We start from the raw sequence: 2,411 nt of genomic DNA on the forward strand, positions 1-2,411 counted from the left end.
CGAACTCAATCGCAACCATGCGTCGGCGACTGGCCTGGGGAATCATCAAAACCCTGCAGCGATGTCCTTGCTGCGGGGCCATCGCCCCAACAAGGGGACGACAATGAAAACTCATGACGCAGTAAGACTAGCTAAGCACGTGGTCCCAAAATCGAGGTCCATTTCACGTCGGCGCGGACATGGTGCGCAAAGCTTGTGGCGAAGCCGCGACCTTTTGACTCACAGGGACATCTGGCGAGATCTTTTGTGGCCCCTAGGTTGACTCGGCATCATGACCACGACTTTCGTACCCGTTTCCTACCAACCTTGCCGCGCGCGATATGATCATTGTGCAGCGCGAGCGGCTGACCTGGTCCAACGACGGACTGACCTACGATGAGGCTAGGAAAACGTATGACGTAAGCAGTCCGACTCGTTCTCCTAAATTTATCACACGGCGGCCCAGCGTCCGCTTGAAGAACAATCGAGAAACAGTCGCTGTCAATAGCTGATAACAGGTTCTGCCATTCACCGGAGTCGCGTCCTGGGCTAGTCACCGCTCAGGTGACGCGCTCGCCTGGCTCTTAGGCCACAAATGTTGGGAAAGCGATTTGCAGTCAGATGAAGAACAAGGTCTGAAGTGGACCCCGGAAATAGGACCAGATCTTAAGGTGTGAAGCGTCCTGCTCTGTCACAACCGATGGAGCACGGATATGACCAAGTCACGCAAGAAGTTTGATGCCGTATTCAAGGCCAGAATTGCCCTGGAGGCGCTTCGCGAGGTCGCGACGGTGCCGGAGTTGGCGAAGCGGCACGGCGTTCACCCGAACCAGATTTACGGCTGGAAGAAGCAGGTTCTCGACAATGTGGCGAGCCTTTTCGCGCGCGGTGCGAGCGCCTTTGGGGATGGCGAGGAGGAGCACGAGCGCGAGACGGCGAAGCTCTACACCAAGATCGGCCAGTTGACGGTTGAAAGGGATTTCTTGGCCAAGAGGCCCGGGCGATGAGTATTCCCGAGCGTAGGGCGATGGTCGAACGGCCGAGCGAGAATTTGTCGGTTCGCCGGCAATGTGCGCTGCTGAATCTGGCACGTTCGGGCGTCTATCGTCCCATTCCGGCGACCTGCGCCGACGATCTGGCCATGATGCGGCGGATCGACGAGTTGCATCTGAAGTGGCCGTTTTACGGCTCGCGGCGAATGGTTTTCGAACTCAACCAGGCGGGCCACGGCATCAACCGCAAGCGCGTGCAAAGGCTGATGCGCGTGATGGGGATCGAGGCGCTGGTCCCGCGCCCCGGCACCAGCAAGGCCACGCCCGGCCACTAGATTTATCCCTACCTGCTGCGCGGTGTCAGCATCACCGAGCCCAATCATGTCTGGGCCAGCCACATGACCTATATTCCGATGGCGCTGGGCTTTCTTTATCTGGTGGCGATCATCGACTGGGCCACCCGGGCAGTTCTGGCGTGGCGGCTGTCAAACACGATGGATACGGGCTTTTGCATCGCCGCGCTCGACGAAGCACTGGCGCGGCACGGCACGCCGAAAATATTCAACACCGATCAAGGCGCGCAGTTCACCAGCGCCGCCTTCACCGGCAGGCTCGAGGCCGCGGGCATCGCGATTTCGATGGACGGACGCGGTCGCTTCATGGACAATATTTTCATCGAACGCTTGTGGCGCTCGATCAAATATGAAGAGATACATCTGAAAGCCTATGCTGACGGGCACGAAGCGCGCGACGGCATCGGAACGTGGATGAACTTTTACAATCATCGTCGCCCGCATCAGGCGATGAACAACCAGTTTCCCATGGCGGCATGGCGAGCCGGCACGGACAGGATCGAGGCGGCGAAGACTGTGGATATGCCGCTTCGCTTGGACAACGCAAACGCGTTGCCCACATACCCACAGCAGACGCAAACGCAGCAGAAGCAAGCTGCTTGATTCTAACGACAAAGGCAGGCGCGACTACACCTTAACTTCGGCGACACCTGGTCCTAGGTATGGGGTCCACTTCAGTCGCTAGCACAGAACGGAGATACATGAACCGCTCCTACAAAATCAGATGTATCACCATCGTCGATAATGATCTCAATCTTATTCAATCTATGAACGAATATTTGAGAAATAACAATGTGTGTACGGCCTTGGCTGGTACGCACGCAGAAGCGTTAACCCGCTACAACAACGCAGAGGTAATCCTTGTAAATATGGACCTCGTCCGAGACAACGGCTTCGACCTCGTGCGTGATCTCCGTGATCGAGGGGATGTTCCCATTATTGTCGTTGGGAGCCGACGGGGAGCTATCGCCAATTTTTGGTGACGGCCGGGCCGGTCAGGCGGCGGCGGTTATGGGCTGACGGTCGGTCGGCTTGGCGATGACCTCAATCCCGTTGTTGAATGTCACACCAAGAACGAGTTTTGGCA

At 57.2% G+C, this 2,411-nt stretch carries 1 protein-coding gene and 1 pseudogene; both read left to right on the top strand.

Features of this window, described 5'->3' with window-relative positions; translation table 11 throughout:
• Nucleotides 1-692 precede the first annotated feature (692 nt).
• A pseudogene (locus C7G61_RS42460) lies at nucleotides 693-1,927 on the top strand (IS3 family transposase).
• 98 nt (nucleotides 1,928-2,025) lie between these two features.
• Nucleotides 2,026-2,307, top strand: coding sequence for a response regulator (locus C7G61_RS42465; RefSeq protein WP_190242273.1), 282 nt, complete (start codon nucleotides 2,026-2,028; stop codon nucleotides 2,305-2,307).
• The last annotated feature ends 104 nt before the right edge of the window (nucleotides 2,308-2,411 follow it).

The sequence above is a fragment of the Bradyrhizobium algeriense genome, assembly GCF_003062295.1.
GTDB classification, from domain to species: domain Bacteria; phylum Pseudomonadota; class Alphaproteobacteria; order Rhizobiales; family Xanthobacteraceae; genus Bradyrhizobium; species Bradyrhizobium algeriense.

Bases quoted from the DNA above. Each gene is read 5' to 3' on its own strand.
- C7G61_RS42465 (WP_190242273.1), top strand. From the start codon at position 2,026: ATGAACCGCTCCTACAAAATCAGATGTATCACCATCGTCGATAATGAT.